The sequence below is a fragment of the Pseudomonas sp. F8002 genome, assembly GCF_013385495.1.
Lineage (GTDB): Bacteria > Pseudomonadota > Gammaproteobacteria > Pseudomonadales > Pseudomonadaceae > Aquipseudomonas.
This window is the reverse complement of record NZ_JACAPW010000029.1, coordinates 15024-31011: the sequence shown is the minus strand read 5'-3', so window position 1 is coordinate 31011 and position 15988 is coordinate 15024. Positions and strand designations below refer to the sequence as shown.

At 61.2% G+C, this 15988-nt stretch carries 12 protein-coding genes; 6 read left to right on the top strand and 6 right to left on the bottom strand.

Translation table 11 applies throughout. The features are described 5' to 3' along the window. Window positions 1–45: 45 nt before the first annotated feature. The 3 genes from HX811_RS20915 to HX811_RS20905 form a co-directional block, all read right to left on the bottom strand. Window positions 46–1455, bottom strand: coding sequence for an OprD family outer membrane porin (locus HX811_RS20915; RefSeq protein ID WP_023658889.1), 1410 nt, complete (start codon window positions 1453–1455; stop codon window positions 46–48). Between the two features lie 204 nt (window positions 1456–1659). Then, complete coding sequence (locus tag HX811_RS20910) at window positions 1660–3069, bottom strand: amino acid permease (RefSeq protein ID WP_102369195.1); 1410 nt, start codon at window positions 3067–3069, stop codon at window positions 1660–1662. A gap of 77 nt (window positions 3070–3146) precedes the next feature. After that, complete coding sequence (locus tag HX811_RS20905) at window positions 3147–4181, bottom strand: histone deacetylase family protein (RefSeq protein WP_177047181.1); 1035 nt, start codon at window positions 4179–4181, stop codon at window positions 3147–3149. Between the two features lie 118 nt (window positions 4182–4299). Between HX811_RS20905 and HX811_RS20900 the strand changes: the two genes are divergently transcribed. Beyond that, window positions 4300–4800, top strand: a complete 501-nt coding sequence (locus tag HX811_RS20900; protein ID WP_010169686.1) for an Lrp/AsnC family transcriptional regulator — start codon at window positions 4300–4302, stop codon at window positions 4798–4800. Window positions 4801–5027: 227 nt separating this feature from the next. On the opposite strand, the gene HX811_RS20895 is transcribed toward HX811_RS20900, so the two are convergent. Further along, a complete protein-coding gene (locus HX811_RS20895) occupies window positions 5028–6065 on the bottom strand; it encodes an alpha/beta fold hydrolase (RefSeq protein WP_177047179.1) in 1038 nt (345 codons plus the stop codon). A 153-nt stretch (window positions 6066–6218) separates the two neighbouring features. Here HX811_RS20895 and HX811_RS20890 point away from each other — a divergent pair, with 153 nt between their 5' ends. Both HX811_RS20890 and HX811_RS20885 read left to right on the top strand, forming a co-directional pair. After that, window positions 6219–7850: a sensor domain-containing diguanylate cyclase gene (locus HX811_RS20890; protein ID WP_177047177.1), complete on the top strand. Its 1632-nt coding sequence runs from the start codon at window positions 6219–6221 to the stop codon at window positions 7848–7850. 170 nt (window positions 7851–8020) lie between these two features. Further along, complete coding sequence (locus HX811_RS20885; RefSeq protein WP_177047175.1) at window positions 8021–8641, top strand: LysE family translocator; 621 nt, start codon at window positions 8021–8023, stop codon at window positions 8639–8641. A 2-nt stretch (window positions 8642–8643) separates the two neighbouring features. On the opposite strand, the gene HX811_RS20880 is transcribed toward HX811_RS20885, so the two are convergent. Next, window positions 8644–9348: a CerR family C-terminal domain-containing protein gene (locus tag HX811_RS20880; protein WP_003215166.1), complete on the bottom strand. Its 705-nt coding sequence runs from the start codon at window positions 9346–9348 to the stop codon at window positions 8644–8646. A 99-nt stretch (window positions 9349–9447) separates the two neighbouring features. Between HX811_RS20880 and HX811_RS20875 the strand changes: the two genes are divergently transcribed. The 3 genes from HX811_RS20875 to HX811_RS20865 are packed head-to-tail and all read left to right on the top strand — an operon-like array spanning window position 9448 to window position 13551. Then, entirely contained in the window at window positions 9448–10560 is a 1113-nt protein-coding gene (locus HX811_RS20875; protein WP_177047173.1) for an HlyD family secretion protein, read from the top strand. Further along, window positions 10553–12133: a DHA2 family efflux MFS transporter permease subunit gene (locus HX811_RS20870; RefSeq protein WP_003215162.1), complete on the top strand. Its 1581-nt coding sequence runs from the start codon at window positions 10553–10555 to the stop codon at window positions 12131–12133. The genes HX811_RS20875 and HX811_RS20870 overlap by 8 nt, the downstream gene beginning before the upstream one ends. Continuing rightward, a complete protein-coding gene (locus HX811_RS20865) occupies window positions 12130–13551 on the top strand; it encodes an efflux transporter outer membrane subunit (protein WP_177047171.1) in 1422 nt (473 codons plus the stop codon). Before HX811_RS20870 ends, HX811_RS20865 begins: the two co-directional genes overlap by 4 nt. A 147-nt stretch (window positions 13552–13698) precedes the next feature. On the opposite strand, the gene HX811_RS20860 is transcribed toward HX811_RS20865, so the two are convergent. Beyond that, window positions 13699–15894: an OsmC domain/YcaO domain-containing protein gene (locus HX811_RS20860; RefSeq protein ID WP_177047169.1), complete on the bottom strand. Its 2196-nt coding sequence runs from the start codon at window positions 15892–15894 to the stop codon at window positions 13699–13701. Window positions 15895–15988: the final 94 nt, after the last annotated feature.

Below are 15988 nucleotides of genomic sequence, written 5' to 3'. Positions count from 1 at the left end.
CCGCCCAATGGGCGGCCTTCATCTGGAGCAGTTACCGACGACTGATTAAAACAGTGCGTAGGTGTAGTTGAAGATCAGGCGGGTCTGATCCTGGTCGGCGGTGCCGGTGTTATGGCCGTGGTAGCTGCCGGTACGGAACGTAGTACCGAAGCCTTTCAGCGGACCTTCCTGCACGACGTAATCAAGACGGAAATCGGTTTCGCGTTCCGACTGATCGCTGCCACCGGCAACCTTGGCCTTGATGTCGCTGCCGTTCAGGTAGGCAATCGAGGCTTTCAGGCCCGGCACCAGGGTTCTGAAGTCATACAGGTACTGACCGAAATTGACCTGCTCGCCCGCACGGGAGAACTGGCCAACCACCGCGTCGGTGAACAGGTAGAAGTCGGAACCGGCCGCGCCTTGGGCGGTTGGATCGGCGATGCTGCCCTGGTTGACCCAGACGAAGCCACCGTCATCACTCACGCCGATATGGCCGAGCATCAACTGGCTGCCGCCCAACTGATAGGTGAAGGCAGCACTGTAGGTTTTGTTGTCGACTTCACCGGCGTGCTTGGCATAGCCGCCGTTGTTGTTGAACGCATAGCCGGCCGAACCGTTTTTGCCGTCGCTGGTGCTGTCGAAATAACGCAGGTCAGTCTTGAACGACTGGTCATTGCCCAATGGCAATACGTGGACCAGGCCGAAATAGTTCTGTTTGTAGAAGTCTTCCAGGTTGGCGTAGTAGTACTGCAACGTCAGGTTTTTAGCGATGACGTTGTCAGAAGAACCAAACGGCTGGTAGTCGACACCACCGAAACGGAAGCTGTCGCTGTCGCGAGTGGCACCGGCCACGCTCAAGCCCGTGGAGTTGCTCGATGCACGACCTTCAGCCTTGTTCAGCTCGCCGCCGGTGAAGGTGACGTTGGGAATGTCCTTGGAGGTCAGGATGCCGCCGTCAAAGGTTTGCGGAGCGGCACGGCTGTCGTTGGACACCAGGATCGGCAGGATCGGGGCCAGGCCACCGCCCACGTGCAATTCAGTCTGGGAAATACGGAATTTAACGTTGCCGGCTGCGCGACCGAAGCTGTCAGCAGGCTCGGTGCCGTTGTTCTTCACCGGGAAGAAGCTGTTGCCGTTACCCGACAGGCCATTGCCCGCTGCGTGGCCATCGCCACCGTCCAGGCGCAACGCGCCGAAAGCCATCACGTCGAAACCTACGCCGACGGTGCCCTGGGTGTAACCGGATTTATAGTCGAAACGCAGTACTTGAGCCGCTTCCCGCAGGTCGTTCGCCGTGCCGGAGTGAACGTCGGCGTTGTAGTACATGGTGCGCGAACTGATCGAAGAATGACTGTCTTCGAGGAAGCCGCTATGGCCGTCACCCGTGCCGAGTGAGCCAAGACCAAAGCCGTCTGCGCTGGCGTGTTGTGCAAGGACAGCCGCCGTGATGGCCAACGCTAATGTAGAGAGTTTCATTTACTGCGCCCCTGTGAACATTATTTTTTTACTGTCCTTCGAGCGAATACCGTTGCGGCCCTGCAAACGCTGCGGATTGTGGCATGGGGCCGATGGCGCAGATTGTGAAATTTTTGTCATGTACCGATGAAAAAACCGTCATGAAAAGGCCGTACAAGCCGGCCTTTTTCGAGGGTTGAACGGCCTGCGGTTGTACGACAACCGCTACTGCGCCGTGCGCTGATCAGGCTGGAGTCGGTGGCGAAAATGCGAGAAATGGTAGGCAACCGCCAGCCACATAAACCATGCAGGCATCACGCAAAGGGCCAGGCGGGTATCTGGGCGAAGTGCCAGTAGGCAAAGTACGAACGCCAGGAAGCCAAGTGAAACCCACGCCAACGGCACGCCTCCGGGCATTTTGTAGAGGGATTTTTCATGTAGCTCCGGGCACTTTTTCCGATAGGCGATGTAGGACGCCAGGATGGTCGACCAGGTAAAGATCACCAGGATCGCCGAGACAGTGGAGACGATGGTAAAGGCCGTCATCACTTCCGGGACTATAAACAGCAGCAACAAGCCCAGCAGCATCAGGAAGGTGGTAAACGCCAGGCTGATAAACGGCACGCTGTTTTTCGACAGTCGTCGGAATATCCCGGGTGCGTCTCCCAGGTCCGCCAGGCCGAACAACATGCGACTCGCCGAAAACACCCCGCTGTTGGCCGAAGAAGCCGCTGAGGTCAGCACCACGAAATTCACAATCCCGGCGGCGGCGGGAAAGCCGGCTACCAGGAACAGCTCGACAAAGGGGCTCTTGCTGGGGGACACCTGCTCCCAGGATGTCACCGCAATGATGCAGGCCAAGGCCAGCACGTAGAACAGGATGATCCGCAGCGGAATCGAGTTGATTGCCTTGGGCAGTGTCTTCTCCGGCGAACGGGTTTCGGCCGCCGCCGTGCCGATCAACTCGGTACCGGCAAACGAGAAGATCGCCATCTGGAACCCGGCAAAGAAGCCGAACACGCCATTGGGAAACGCCGCCTGTTTATCCAGCAAATGATTCAGGGAAGCCGTGACGCCGGTGGGCGACACAAACGAGCTGGCAATCAACACCACGCTCACACTGATCAGGGTCACCACGGCGATGATCTTGATGATCGCAAACCAGAACTCCACCTCGCCGAACAGCCGCACCGTCAGCACATTCAAGGCAAACAGGGTCAGCAGCATTGCAATCGCCGGTATCCAGGCCGGCACGTGCGGGAACCAGTACTGGAAAAAGCCCCCGACCACCACCGCATCCCCCACCACCGCCACGCTCCAGCTCAGCCAGTACGACCAGCCAAGAAAAAACGCCGCACGCGGCCCCAGGTAGGCACCGGCAAAGTCGGCGAAGCTCTTGAAGTTCAGGTTGGACAGCAGCAGCTCACCCATGGCGCGCATCACGAAATACACAAACAGCCCGATGATCATGTAGATCAGGATGATCGAGGTGCCGGACAGCGCGATGATCTTGCCCGAGCCCATGAACAGGCCGGTGCCGATCGCACCGCCCATGGCCATCAGCTGGATATGGCGGTTGTTGAGGGTGCGTTGCAAAGCGGGCTTTTCAATCAGCCCGGGCACGGTTGTTTTCATCACAAAACCTCTTGTTATGTTTTTGAGTTTTGGCAGAAAAAAGTCAGGCGTTGTTTATTGTTGGAATGGCATCGGGATCAGGCGTGTTTGTTCTCGAAACCGTGCAGCACGTTGACCGCGTTGATGCCGATTTCATCGACCATGTAGCCGCCTTCCATCACAAACAGCGTGGGTACGCCGACGCTGGCGATGATCTCGCCGATGCCGAGGAAGTCGCGGCTTTCCAGCAGGAAATGACTGATGGGATCGTCCTTGAAGGTGTCGACGCCGAGGGAAATCACCAGCACTTGCGGCGAGAACGTTCTGAGTTGATTGCAGGCGTCGAGCAACGCTTCTTTGTAGGTGGCCCAACCGGTGTTTTTCGCCAGCGGGTAATTCAGGTTGAACCCCTCGCCCGCCCCGGCACCGCGCTCGGCACTGAAGCCCGAATAGTAGGGATACGACACGGACGGATCGCCATGCAGCGAGACGAACATCACGTCATTGCGGTTGTAGAAGATGTTCTGCGTGCCGTTGCCGTGGTGGAAATCCACGTCCAGCACCGCGACCCGCTTGGCGCCTTGGGTAATCGCCTGTTGCGCGGCAATGGCTGCGTTATTCAGGTAGCAATAACCGCCCATGTATTCCCGCGCCGCATGGTGGCCCGGTGGCCGGCACAGGGCGAAGGCGCTGTTGTGGCCTTCATCAATCAATGCCAGGCCGGTGAGTGCGATATCGGCGCTGGTCTTCACCGCTTCCCAGGTGGTGCTGGTGATCGGTGAACCGGCATCCATCGCGAAAAACCCGAGCTTGCCGTCGATGAATTCCGGCACCTGCTCATTGGCCAGGTCCCGCACCGGCCACACCAGCGGCAAGGCGTCATGGGCACGGCCAATCGCCGTCCATTCGGCCCAGGCGGTTTCCAGGAAGGACACGTAGCGTTCGCTGTGGGCATTGACGTAACAGGCCCGGTCGAACGTGCGCGGCACGATGATATCGCCCAGGCCCACGTGCTTGACCCGGTCACGCACCGTGTCGGCGCGGCTGGGTTGTTCGAAGGACGGCTTGAGCACGCCATCCTTGAGTTCGGTGCCATGGTGCAAACGATGAGAGTCGCTGAAAACAGTCAACATGAAAGACATCCACCCGTGAAAGACAGGTGATTATTTTGTTCTGGCTGCGGTGGGCTTTCTTTGCTTTTACATGCGCCGATGCTAACGTAATCGGGAATTTTTACCCCGAATAGCCGCCATGAAGAAAAATAAAACCAAACAGGTCGCACTCGACGACACCGATCTCGCCATCCTCGCCTTGCTGCAGGAAGACGCGAGTATTTCCAACGCAGAACTCAGCGAGCGGCTGTCACTGAGCCTCACTCCATGCTGGCGACGGCGCAAGCGGCTGGAGGAAGAAGGCGTGATCAAGGACTACCAGGCCAACCTCGATCGCAAGATGCTGGGCCTGGAGATCATGGCGTTTGTGCATGTGCGGTTTGCCGTGCATTCCGACCATACGCCAGAGGACTTTGAGGCCGTGATCAAGGAACTGCCGCAGGTGCAGTCCTGCCACAAGATCACCGGGGATGCGGATTATCTGCTGCAGGTGCTGGCGGAGGATCTGGATGCGTACAGCGATTTTGTGGAGAGCGTGTTGCGGCGGCAGTTGGGGATTGCGTCGATTCAGTCGAGTTTGGCGTTAAGGGAGGTGAAGGCGACAAGTCGGGTGGCCATTCCGGGGCGGGTTGGGAAGTGATCCGATGCAAATACTATTGTGGCGAGGGAGCTTGCTCCCGTTGGACTGCGTAGCGGTCCTGTCGTTGGAGGCGCTTCGCACCCCCAGCGGGAGCAAGCTCCCTCGCCACGGGTTAGTGGTTTTCTGACAGCGCAGTGGCGTTTGGCGGATTGCCGGGGCTGCTGCGCAGCCCAGCGGGAGCAAGCTCCCTCGCCACAGGCTGTGTGTTGTCCGAAGACATCTGACGGCTAGTGCAGGGACTGCTGCAGAAACTCACTGATCAAGCTGAGTACCTGCTGCTGGATCTGCGGCTTGGGACGAGCACCCTTGGCATCCAGGCAAATGAAGCCTTCGCCGGGGTCGCTCTGTTCAATGCGCTCCACCGCGCCCGGCTTGCAGATAGGCAGGAAGCTGAAGTGCGTGGCGTCGCTGATTTCCACGTAGCGCGAAGTCTTCTGCGGCAGGCGCTTGGCCAAGTCGGCCGACTCCAGCGCTGCGGGCAATTCCGGGGACGGCGTGCCCGCCGCAATCACCAGCGTGGGGCGGTTAAGCGCCGCCAGGCTTTCGTCGCTGAAGCCGCGGGCGAAGCCCAGGTCCAGCGAAACGATGGCCGCCACGCGCGGGTCGCTCAAGTCACCGGCCAGTCGCTGCCTCGCCTGCTCGGTGCGACCAACCTCAAGTTGTTCGTAGGCCTTGCAAGGGGCAATTTCCGGATGCAACTTGCAGTCCTCGGTAAAGCGCTGCGGATCAAAGCGGGCACCGCCGACTTCGAGTGCGGTCCAGCCACCGAGGGAGTGCCCGACGACGGCGATCTTGCGTTGGGCCACCGCGCCGAAGCGTTTCGGCTGGGCAATCACGGCATCAATCACCCGATGGATATCCAGGGGCCGTTTCCACAGCTCGGAAGCGGCCGGCTGTGTGCGGTCCTTGCTGGTGGTGCCGGGGTGGTTGGGCGAGGCGACGATGTAACCCTGCCCGGCCAACGCGCTGGCGAGCCAGGACTGGTTGATCCAGTTGCCGAAGATGCCGTGGGAGATCACCACCAACGGATGCTCGCCGGCGGCCGGTGCGGCGTCCTTCAAGGCCGGCGCGCCGTAGAAAACCGGATTGTCGGCGATCAGTTGTGGCGTGCCGGTGGCATCGGTCGGGTACCACACCGCCACCTGCAACGGTCTGCCGTGTTCAGCGTCGGGAATCACCATTTCCTGGAACCCGGTCCTCACCTCACTGGCCTGAGCCAGCCCGGTGACAACCATCAACAACAGCGCAGCACACAGCGTTTTCATCCTTGAGTTCCCTAAGTGGCTAAGCGCCATATTCTGGCATGGCCGTCATGGGAAAGCAGGTGGGAAATCAATGCGCGTATAAATCATCAGGCTATGGCAACTATCCGAATGGTACGACTACCATGTAGTCACACTCCTTTCAGATAGCCCCCAATGATCAAAGCCAGCCTGCGTAGTCACCTGACCCTCTGGTTTGCCGGTTTGTCGCTGCTCACCCTGGTGAGCGTAGGGTTCTACGTTGGGCACATCGCTACCGAGCAACTGAAACTGGCCAGTGGCAATGCCTTGTTGAGCACTGCCCGCTCCACCGCCGCGCTATTGGCGGTGCAGCTGCGTGAACGCCAGCTCGAAGTGTCGCTGCTCAGCCGCGCACCGCTGTTCAGACGGGGCAACCTGGACGATCCGGACATACTGACCTCCATGGAACAACGCACCCAGTCCCGCGCCGAGTACGCGTGGATGGGCGTCGCCGACACAGACGGGCGTGTGCGCCAGGCGGTGAATGGGCTGCTGGTCAACCAATCCGTAACGGCACGGCCCTGGTTCCAGGCCGGTTTGCAGGGCAACTACACCGGCGATCCCCACGAGGCGGTATTGCTTGCCAAGCTGCTGCCGGGCTCCAACGGTGAGCCCTGGCGCTTCATCGACTTTGCCGCACCGATTCGCAATGCCGGGGGCCAGGTGATCGGCGTACTGGGGGCTCACGCCCACTGGACGTGGGTGACACAAATTGTCGAAGCGGCCAAAGGCAATACGCCGGACATCGAGGCGCTGATCATCGACAACGACGGCAAGGTGCTCTACCCGGAACAACTGGCCGGCCAGCAACTGCCCCAGGACCGCCTGGCCAATGACACCGGCTGGTCGGTCGACAACGGCTACGTGACCAGCGCCGTGGCGGTGCCCAGCCCGTCGAATTCCAGCCTGACCTGGTACATCGTGATGCGCCAGCCGCTGGAAATCGCCCTGCACCCTGCCCGCGTATTGCTCTACAAACTGCTGCTGTTGGGCGTCATTGCCGCGGTGATTTTCGGCTTCGTGGCGTATTACCTGGCGTCGTACCTCAGCCGGCCCATCGAAGAACTCGCGCGTTCAGCCAAGCAGGTCCAAAACCAACAGCCTGGCGCGTATTTCCCTCAAGACCATTTCGTACTGGAAATCGCCCAGCTCGGGCGCTCCATCAAGGGCATGACCCAATCGCTGCTTGGCAAGGAGCGCGAACTGCAGGACACCAATGCGTCCCTGGAAGCCACCGTCGCCCAGCGTACTGCCGCCCTCACCCAGGCCAATGCCGAGCTGTTGAACCTGGCCAGCCATGACGCCCTGACCGGCGTCTACAACCGTCGGCGCTTCGATGAAAAACTGGCGGAGTACAGCCTGCTGTTCCAGCGCAGCGGGCGCGCATTTGCCTTGCTGCTGATCGACGTTGATCATTTCAAGCGGATCAACGATACCCATGGGCATGCCGTCGGGGACGATGTACTGCGCCAGCTCGCGCAGTTGATTCAGGACGCCACCCGCGCCACTGACTTCGTCGCCCGTTACGGCGGTGAAGAGTTTGCGGTGCTGTTGCCGGAAATCGAAGCGCCGGACAGCCCGGATGTGGTGGCCGAGAAGATTCGCGCGGCAATTGCCGGAGCGTATTTCGAGACCGCTGGGCAGGTCACGGTGAGTATTGGCGTCGGGCTCGTTGAAGCGTCGGACAGCGACACCACAGTGCTGATCAAGCGTGCGGATCAGCAGTTGTATCGGGCCAAGTCGTCGGGGCGCAATCGCGTGGCGTGACGGTGTAATGCGTCATGAGCCTTTCCAGAAAGCCACAACGCTCTTGATTAAATATCGACAGCCGCGCGCCCATGACCGTAATCTGCCCCACGAACGATGAACCATCGAACTGGCGCGTGTCGCCGGTATCAACGCCTGTCTTGAGCGTTTCTGATCTCAGGTAAATATCCATGTCCATCACCGACAACCTGCTCGCCTTCACCTTCGCCGCCACGTTGCTGACGCTGACCCCAGGACTGGACACGGCCCTGGTGCTGCGCACCGCAACGGTCGAAGGCAAGCAACAAGCCTTGCGCGCCACATTGGGCATCAATGCCGGCTGCCTGCTGTGGGGTGCAGCGGTGGCCTTTGGGCTGGGCGCGTTGATTGCCGTGTCCGAGGTGGCCTTCAACGTCTTGAAGTACTGCGGCGCGGCTTACCTGGCGTGGCTGGGCTTGAACATGCTGCTGCGTCCGCGCAGCTCGCTGGCGCCCGTCGAGGCCGATGGAAAGCCCGGCGCCAACTGGTTCCTGAAAGGCATGATGGGCAACGTGCTCAACCCCAAGATCGGGATTTTCTACGTGTCTTTCCTGCCGCAGTTCATTCCCCAGGGGCATCCGCTGGTGGCGTGGACGTTCGGGCTGGTGAGCATCCACGTGGTGATCAGCCTGGCCTGGGCACTGATACTGATCGGTGCCACGCAGCCATTGGCCGGTGTGCTGCGGCGTGAAAAGGTGATCAAGTGGATGGACCGCACCACCGGCATGATATTCGTGCTGTTCGCGGCCCGGCTGGCCTTCAGCAAGCGCTGAAGTCAGCGCCGGTCCCGATGCCGTACCAGGCCTTCCAGGGTAAACCGCGCCTGCATCAGCACCACATCCCGCACCAGTTCCATTTCCTTCTGGCTCACTTCGGTCCAGTTCAAGGCGGAGAGCAGCTTGGGTTTCTGCACCCGAAACGCCAGGCCCTGGGTGAACAGCGCCATCGAGTGGATCACCGTGCGTTCGTCGTCAACGGCAAGGCCGGCAACGCGCGCGATCAGCAGGCGGATCACGTTGGCGATGCGCGCCTTGAAGCGTTCCTCGAACGCCATGGTCGCGCTTTCAGGGCAGAGCCCGGCTTGATGGCGATCAAGAAACGCCCGCCACGCGGTGGTCTGGGGACTGTCCTGGATCGTTGAAACCACCGCGCCGAGAATGCCCAGTGAGGCGTCGATCAACCTCTGATCGTCGACTCCGGGATCGGCCAGCGCACCTTCTGCGGCTTCAACGGTAGGCGCCATCTTCTGCCACAACAGCGCGATCAAGTGCTCGACGCATTCCAGGTACACGCCTTCCTTGCCATCGAAGTAGTACTGGATCGCGGGCGCATTGACGCCGGCAGCATTCGCGATGTCTCGCGTGGACGCGCCGTCGTAGCCACGCTCGCCAAATACCTCGACAGCCGCCTCGATAATGCGTGCGCGGGTTTCTTCACCCCGCTGATAACCCCCTTCGGCGGCCGGTTTGTGTCGTGCCATGTGCCACTCCATTTTTTTAACGTAACCAAAATATACCAGTTGACAAAAATTCGCGAAAAAACGAATTTATTCCAACTGATATAAAACTGGAGTGACTTGATGTCCGCTGCACCTCCCTCTCCTCAGGTCATTCCTGAAACCACCGTCAACGGCCAACGTGGCAAAGCCCGACGGATTCTACTGTCACTCGCCGGCGTGGCGCTGTTGGCCGGGCTGGCGTGGGGCGCCTGGTGGTGGCTCACCGGGCGCTTTATCGAGACCACCGATGACGCCTATCTGCAAGCCGACAGCATCAGCGTGGCGCCGAAAATCAACGGCTACGTCGCCGAGGTGCTGGTGGCCGACAACCAGAACGTGAAGCGTGGCGACGTGCTGGTGCGCCTGGATGCGCGCAAATACCAGGCAGTGAGTGACGAAGCCTCGGCGACGATTGCGGCCCGCGAGGCCGACTTTGCCAAGGCCCAGGCCGACCTGGTGCAACAGGACTCGACCATCGCCGAAGCACGGGCCCAACTGGAAGGCGCCCAGGCCGACGCCCAGCACGCGCAAACCGAAGTCGCACGTTATGCGCCGCTGGCGCGTTCCGGGGCCGAGCCGGAAGAACGCCTGGCGCAGCTCAACAACCAACTCGCCCAGGCCCGCAGCACCGTGGCCGCCAAGCAGGCCGCGTTGCGCTCCAGCCAGACCCGCTACGGCACCCTCGAAGCCCAGCTCAAGCAAGCCCAGGCGCAACTCGGCGTGGCCAAGGCCAGCGAAGCCCAGAGCCAGCTGGACGTGGACGACGCGGTGATCCGCAGCCCGCTCGATGGCCGCGTCGCTGATCGCGGTGTACGCGTCGGCCAATACGTGCAGCCAGGCACACGCTTGTTGACCGTGGTGCCGGTGAGCGCGATCTACCTGACCGCCAACTACAAGGAAACCCAGATCGGCGAGATGCGCGCCGGGCAGACCGTCACCGTGCATGTGGACGCACTGCCAGGCCATGATATTCAGGGCCATATCGACAGCCTGTCCCCCGGCACCGGCGCACAGTTCGCGTTGCTGCCGCCGTCCAACGCCACCGGCAACTTCACCAAGATCGTGCAGCGGGTGCCGGTGCGGATTTCCCTGGATGTACCGGATGACGACGTGCGCCAGGCACTGGTGCCCGGCTTGTCCGCCACCGTGGAAGTCGACACCCGCACCCACAAGGCAGACGCCAACCATGGCTGAAGCCATCTTGACCGAAGTGCCCGCGGACAAACCGCGCAACGCTTCGCTGACCGACTGGATCGCAGTCGCCGCCGGCTCGCTGGGCGCCTTGCTGGCGACCCTGGACATCTCGATCACCAACTCGGCGCTGCCGCAGATCCAGGGCCAGATCGGCGCGACCGGTACCGAGGGCACGTGGATCGCCACCGGTTACCTGATGTCGGAAATCGTCATGATTCCCCTCGCCGCCTGGCTGACCCGGGTATTCGGCCTGCGCCGGTTCCTGATCGGCACCGCGTTGATGTTCACGTTTTTCTCGATGTTCTGCGGGTTGTCTTCAAGCCTCGGCGCGATGATCGCCGGGCGTATCGGCCAGGGTTTTGCCGGCGGTGCGATGATCCCGACCGCGCAGACCATCGTGCGCACCCGCCTGCCTGCCCATCAGTTGGCAATCGGCACCACGATGTTCGGCATGACGGTGATCCTCGGTCCGCTGTTGGGCCCGGTGATCGGCGGATGGCTCACGGAAAACATCAACTGGCGCTGGTGCTTCTTCATCAACCTGCCCGTCAGCATCACCTTGATCACCTTGCTGATCACCGGCCTGCCCAGCGACCGCATGAACCTCCAGCAATTCATCAAGGCCGACTGGCTGGGCATCATTGGCCTGGCCATGGGCCTGAGTTCACTCACCGTGGTGCTGGAAGAAGGCCAGCGCGAACACTGGTTCGACTCGCAGTTGATCATCTGGTTGAGCATCACGATGGTCATCGGCTTTTTCCTGATTGCCGTCGGGCAAGTCCGCTCGAGTACGCCGATCCTGCGCCTGCAACTGGTGCTCAACCGCAGCTTTGGCAGCGTGCTGCTGATCGCCACGGCGGTCGGCGCCGGGCTGTATGGCACGGCGTACCTGGTGCCGCAGTTCCTCGGCATCCTGTCGGGCTATAACGCGCAACAGTCGGGTTCGATCATGTTGCTGTCGGGGATTCCGGCGTTCCTGCTGATGCCGATACTGCCGCGAATGCTTGGCCGCCTGGACCTGCGGATGATGGTCGGCGTGGGTTTGTTGATGTACTGGGCCAGCTGTTTTCTCGACACCCAGCTCACCGCCCAGAGTGTCGGCCATGATTTCTACTGGTCGCAGATCCTGCGGGGCTTTGGGCAGATCCTGGTGATGATGCCCCTCAGCCAACTGTCGATGCGCTCGGTGGAAACCCGCGATGCGGGTGACGCGGCCGGGCTCTACAACATGTCACGCAACCTCGGCGGTACCTTGGGGCTGGCGCTGCTCGGCGTACTGATGGACCGGCGCAGCCACTTCCACGACGACATGTTGCGCGAAGGCATCCAGGCCAACACCCAGTTGACCCAGGATCAAATGGCGAGCGATACCGCCAGCTACCTGGCGCAAACCGGCGACCCGTCCACCGCCTCGCTGCAGGCCCTCAGTCATCTGGCCAACGACATCGCCCAACAAGCGGCGGTGATGGCCTACAACGACGCGTTCTACGTGCTGGGACTCGCCATGCTGGCGTGCCTTCCCCTGATCTTCATCCTGAAAAAGCGCGCGGCGCAGGCAGGCCAACGAACATGATTTATCGCTCACTTCCCTTGCTCTTCACCGTCGGCCTGCTGACGGCGTGTACCGTGGGGCCGGACTACCAGGGCGCGCCGGATGCCGCGCCAAAGACCCTCGAGGCCGGGCGCTTGCCCCACGCCGACATAGGCCTGCCGCGCACACCGGCGGTCGCCCAGTGGTGGCAAGCCCTGGGCGATCCGCAGCTCAACCAATTGGTGGCCCAGGCCCTGCAAAACAGCCCGGACATGGCGACCGCCCAGGCGCGTCTCAAGCAGTCGCGAGCCAGCTTGAGTGGCGCCAACGCCAACGCCCTGCCCAAGATCACCGGCGATGCAGCGATGCTGAAGCTGCGTTCCCCCGACACCTCGGCGCTGGGTGGCAGCAGTGGCGGTGGTCGCGGGCCATTGAGCCTTTACCTCGCCGGCTTTGATGCCAGCTGGGAAGCCGACCTGTTCGGCGGCACCCGGCGTGCAATCGAGGCGGCCCAGGCGGAAAACGACGCCTCGCAGGCGCAACTGGCCGATGCCCAGGTGCAACTGGCAGCCGAGGTGGTGCAGACCTATGCCGACGTACGTGACCAGCAGGCGCGACTGGCACTGGTGGACGCCAGTGTCGAGATTGAGGAACAGGCGCTGGACCTGACCCAGCAGCGACGCAGCCGTGGCGTGGCCTCGCAGTTACAGCTGGAGCAGGTCCTGACACAGGCCGAAAACACCCGGGCCCAACGCCTGCCGCTGCAAGCGTCAATCGTCGAGGCGATTGACCAGTTGAACCTGCTCTGCGGCCTGGAACCGGGCGAGTTGGACGCGAGCCTCAACACTCCCCGCGCCCTGCCCGCTATCCCTAGCCAGGTGCCATTTGCCGACCCGGCGGCGATCCTGAAAGCACGCCCGGATATCCGGGTGGCCGAGCGCCAACTGGCTTCCAGCAACGCGCAGATCGGCGAGAAAACCGCCGACTGGTTTCCCAAGCTCAGCCTGATGGGCGACTTGTCGTTCTCGGCGGCCGATCCCGGGCACCTGGCGCGCAAGGACAGCGGCACCTGGCTGCTGTTGCCGCGGCTGACCTGGAACGCATTGGACTTCGGCCGGGTGGCGGCCAGTGTCAAAGGTGCGCAAGCCGGGCGCGACGAGGCCCTGGCCCATTACAAAAGCGTGGTGTTGAGTGCGTTGCGTGATGCGGATGTGGCCCTGGCGCGGTATGGCAACCAGCGGCAGAACGTGGTGCTGCTGCGTAACGTGGAATCTTCGGCGGTGCGGGCTGCGGACCTGACGCGCCAGCGTTATAAGGCAGGTACGGCGAGCACGCTGGATTGGCTGGACGCGGAACGTACGCGGTACCAGGCGCAGGAAAGCCGGATTTCCGGGGATGCGCTGCTGCTCAAGGACTTTGCGTCATTGCACAAGGCGCTGGGGTTGGGATGGACGTTGTAAGAGCCAGAGCAAGCAACCAATAACCTGTGGCGAGGGAGCTTGCTCCCGTTGGACTGCGTAGCAGTCCCATTTTTTTGGGGCCGCTTCGCGACCCAGCGGGAGCAAGCTCCCTCGCCACAGGTCAATATCTTCCCTGACAGGTATGGATCAGCGCGCGGTATTGGCCCGCGCCGCGTGCAGCTTCTTGTAGCTGTCGATCAACCGCAGGTGCCGGTCCAGCCCTTCCAGCTTCATGCTCGTCGGCGTCAAACCATAGAACCGCACACTGCCATTCACCGACCCAATCGCCGCGTCCATCCGCTCGTTGCCAAACATCCGGCGGAAATTCACTTCGTAGTCCGCCAGTTCCAGGTCTTCGTCCAGCTCCATCTCCAGCACCGCATTCACGGCCTGATAGAACAAGCCGCGCTCGACGGTGTTGTCGTTGTACTGCTGGAACATCTCCACCAGTTCCTTGGCTTCTTCGAACTGCTGCAGGGCCAGATAAATCAGCAGCTTCAATTCCAGGATGGTCAGTTGACCCCACGCCGTATTGTCATCGAACTCGATGCCGATCAAGGTGGTGATGTCGGTGTAGTCGTCCAGCTCGCTTTCCACCAGACGCTCAACCAACCCCTTCAATTCCGCTTCGTCGAGGCGATGCAGGTTCAGGATGTCCTCGCGGAAAAACAGCGCCTTGTTGGTGTTGTCCCAGATCAGGTCGTCGATCGGGTAGATCTCCGAATAGTCGGGCACCAGGATGCGGCAGGCGGTCGCGCCGATGTGCTCGTACACCGCCATGTAGACTTCCTTGCCCATGCCTTCGAGGATGCCGAACAAGGTTGCAGCCTCTTCGGCGTTGGAGTTTTCACCCTGGCCGGAGAAGTCCCATTCGACGAACTCGTAATCCGACTTCGAGCTGAAGAAGCGCCACGACACCACGCCGCTGGAGTCGATGAAGTGCTCGACAAAGTTGTTCGGTTCGGTCACCGCATGGCCTTCAAACGTCGGCTGCGGCAAGTCATTCAGGCCTTCGAAGCTGCGGCCTTGCAGCAGTTCGGTGAGGCTGCGTTCCAACGCCACTTCCAGGCTTGGGTGCGCGCCGAACGAGGCGAATACGCCGCCGGTGCGCGGGTTCATCAACGTCACGCACATCACCGGGAATTCACCGCCCAGGGACGCATCCTTCACCAGTACCGGAAAACCCTGGGCTTCCAGGCCCTGGATACCGGCCAGGATGCCGGGGAATTTCGCCAGCACTTCCTGCGGTACATCCGGCAGCGCGAATTCACCTTCGATGATTTCGCGTTTTACCGCGCGTTCGAAGATTTCCGACAGGCACTGCACTTGCGCTTCAGCCAGGGTGTTACCGGCACTCATGCCGTTGCTGAGGTACAGGTTCTCGATCAGGTTGGACGGGAAATACACCACCTCGCCATCGGACTGGCGCACGAACGGCAGCGAAACAATGCCGCGCTCTTCGTTGCCGGAGTTGGTGTCGTAGAGGTGTGAGCCGCGCAGCTCGCCGTCACGGTTGTAGATGTGCAGGCAATGCGCGTCGAGAATCTGCGGCGGCAGTTCGTCCTTGCGGCCCGGCTTGAACCAGCGCTCGTCCGGGTAATGCACAAACGCCGCGTTGGCGATGTCTTCACCCCAGAACTGGTCGTTGTAGAAGAAGTTGCAGTTCAGCCGCTCGATAAACTCGCCCAATGCCGACGCCAATGCGCCTTCCTTGGTCGCGCCCTTGCCGTTGGTAAAGCACATCGGCGAGTGCGCATCGCGGATATGCAGCGACCACACGTTGGGCACGATATTGCGCCACGAAGCGATCTCGATCTTCATGCCCAGGCCCGCCAGAATAGCCGACATGTTGGCGATGGTTGTTTCCAGCGGCAGGTCCTTGCCCGCGATGTAGGTGCCCGCGTCGGACGCCGCGCTCGGCATCAGCAATGCCTGGGCATCGGCATCCAGGTTTTCCACTTCCTCGATCACAAACTCCGGCCCGGCCTGCACGACTTTTTTCACGGTGCAGCGGTCGATGGAACGCAGGATGCCCTGGCGGTCTTTATCGGAGATGTCCGCCGGCAACTCGACCTGGATCTTGAAGATCTGGTTGTAGCGATTTTCCGGGTCGACAATGTTGTTCTGGGACAGGCGAATATTGTCGGTAGGGATGTTGCGGGTTTCGCAGTACAACTTCACAAAGTAAGCCGCACACAACGCCGACGACGCCAGGAAGTAATCGAACGGACCGGGGGCCGAGCCATCGCCCTTGTAGCGAATAGGCTGGTCGGCCACCACGGTGAAGTCGTCGAACTTGGCTTCAAGTCGAAGGTTGTCGAGAAAATTGACCTTGATTTCCATGCGGGATTACCAGAATAGCGAGCAAAATATGGCCGCCATTATCCGGGTTTCGAGGCGTAAGTCTTGTGCTTTCGGGCCTGGCCGATCGTTGGCG

Excerpts from the sequence above, each read along its gene's own strand:
- HX811_RS20915 (WP_023658889.1), bottom strand. The coding sequence starts at position 1,455 with ATGAAACTCTCTACATTAGCGTTGGCCATCACGGCGGCTGTCCTTGCA.
- HX811_RS20910 (WP_102369195.1), bottom strand. The coding sequence starts at position 3,069 with ATGAAAACAACCGTGCCCGGGCTGATTGAAAAGCCCGCTTTGCAACGC.
- HX811_RS20905 (WP_177047181.1), bottom strand. The coding sequence starts at position 4,181 with ATGTTGACTGTTTTCAGCGACTCTCATCGTTTGCACCATGGCACCGAA.
- HX811_RS20900 (WP_010169686.1), top strand. The coding sequence starts at position 4,300 with ATGAAGAAAAATAAAACCAAACAGGTCGCACTCGACGACACCGATCTC.
- HX811_RS20895 (WP_177047179.1), bottom strand. The coding sequence starts at position 6,065 with ATGAAAACGCTGTGTGCTGCGCTGTTGTTGATGGTTGTCACCGGGCTG.
- HX811_RS20890 (WP_177047177.1), top strand. The coding sequence starts at position 6,219 with ATGATCAAAGCCAGCCTGCGTAGTCACCTGACCCTCTGGTTTGCCGGT.
- HX811_RS20885 (WP_177047175.1), top strand. The coding sequence starts at position 8,021 with ATGTCCATCACCGACAACCTGCTCGCCTTCACCTTCGCCGCCACGTTG.
- HX811_RS20880 (WP_003215166.1), bottom strand. The coding sequence starts at position 9,348 with ATGGCACGACACAAACCGGCCGCCGAAGGGGGTTATCAGCGGGGTGAA.
- HX811_RS20875 (WP_177047173.1), top strand. The coding sequence starts at position 9,448 with ATGTCCGCTGCACCTCCCTCTCCTCAGGTCATTCCTGAAACCACCGTC.
- HX811_RS20870 (WP_003215162.1), top strand. The coding sequence starts at position 10,553 with ATGGCTGAAGCCATCTTGACCGAAGTGCCCGCGGACAAACCGCGCAAC.
- HX811_RS20865 (WP_177047171.1), top strand. The coding sequence starts at position 12,130 with ATGATTTATCGCTCACTTCCCTTGCTCTTCACCGTCGGCCTGCTGACG.
- HX811_RS20860 (WP_177047169.1), bottom strand. The coding sequence starts at position 15,894 with ATGGAAATCAAGGTCAATTTTCTCGACAACCTTCGACTTGAAGCCAAG.